2 protein-coding genes are annotated in these 1,384 nt (G+C 73.8%); both read left to right on the plus strand.

Going from position 1 to position 1,384, the window contains the following annotated elements; all coding sequences use genetic code 11:
* Positions 1-716: SDR family oxidoreductase (locus L2I40_RS23190; RefSeq protein WP_237217718.1), on the plus strand; the 716-nt coding region annotated here is incomplete at its 5' end.
* 2 nt (positions 717-718) lie between these two features.
* A partial coding sequence (locus L2I40_RS23195) for a thiamine pyrophosphate-binding protein (RefSeq protein ID WP_272911011.1) occupies positions 719-1,384 on the plus strand: 666 nt, incomplete at its 3' end.

Consider the following 1,384-nt stretch of genomic DNA (forward strand, 5'->3'; position numbering starts at 1 on the left):
CGGCGCGGCTGCTGCTGGCGGAAGGCGCGCGCGTGGCGATCTGCGGGCGCGACGCGGCGCGGCTGGCGGCGGCGCGCGAAGCGCTGGACGGCGGCGAGCGGCTGCTCGCGGCGGAATGCGACGTGCTGGACAAGGCGGCCGTCGCGCGCTTCGCGGAGGCGGTGGGCGCCTGGGGCGGCAAGCTCGACCTGCTGGTGAACAATGCCGGGCAGGGGCGCGTCTCGACCTTCGCCGACACCTCCGACGACGACTGGCGGGAGGAGCTGGAGCTGAAGGTGTTCAGCCAGGTGCTGCCGATCCGCGCCTTCCTGCCGCTGCTGCGACGGTCCGACGCGCCCGCGATCGTCGGCGTGAACTCGCTGCTGGCGCTGCAGCCGGAACCACACATGGTCTGCACCAGCGCGGCGCGCGCCGCGGCGCAGAGCCTGCTGAAGTCGCTGGCGACGGAACTCGCGCCGCAGATCCGGGTGAACGCGATCCTGCTCGGTCTCGTGGACAGCGGGCAGTGGCAGCGGCGCTTCGCGGCGCGCGCCGACAAGAGCCAGACGCGCGAGCAGTGGTACGGCGAGCTCGCAAAGCAGAAGAAGATCCCGCTCGCCCGGCTCGGCGAGCCGGAGGAGCCGGCGCGCGCGATCCTGTTCCTCGGCTCGCCGGCGGCGAGCTACGTCACCGGCGCCAGCCTGGAAGTCTCCGGCGGCGTGTCGCGGAGCATATGAGAATGGATGCGGTGACCGACACGGCGGTGGTGGAGGAGGTGGTCGGCGACCTGATCGCCGCGGCGCTGGCCGATCTCGGCGTGACGCATGCCTTCGGCGTCATCTCGATCCACAACATGCCGATCCTGGACGCGATCGCGCGGCAGGGGCGCATCCGTTTCGTGCCCGCGCGCGGCGAGGCGGGGGCGATGAACATGGCGGACGCCTTCGCGCGGGTGACGCGCGGATTGGGCGTCTGCATCACCTCGACCGGCACCGCCGCGGGCAATGCGGCCGGCGCGCAGGTGGAGGCGCTGACCGCCGGTAGCCCGGTGCTGCACATCACGACGCAGATCGACCGGCCCTTCATGGATCGTGACCGCGCCGCGATCCACGACGTGCCGCGCCAGCCGGACATGCTGCGCGCGATCAGCAAGACGGTCGTGCGGGCCTGGGAACCGCAGAACGCGGTGGACGCGCTGCTGGCGGCGGCGCAGGCGGCGCTGTCGGCGCCCACGGGACCGGTCTCGCTCGAGATCCCGATCGACGTGCAGCGGCTGAAGGCGCGGCGGCGCGGCGCGGCGCGGATCGCGCCGCAGACGGTGGTGCCCGACCCGGCGCTGCTCGATGCGCTGGCGCAGCGCATCCTGCGGGCGGAGCGGCCGATGCTCTGGCTCGGCGGCGGGGCG

The organism is Falsiroseomonas oryziterrae, assembly GCF_021864505.1.
Classification (GTDB): domain Bacteria; phylum Pseudomonadota; class Alphaproteobacteria; order Acetobacterales; family Acetobacteraceae; genus Falsiroseomonas; species Falsiroseomonas oryziterrae.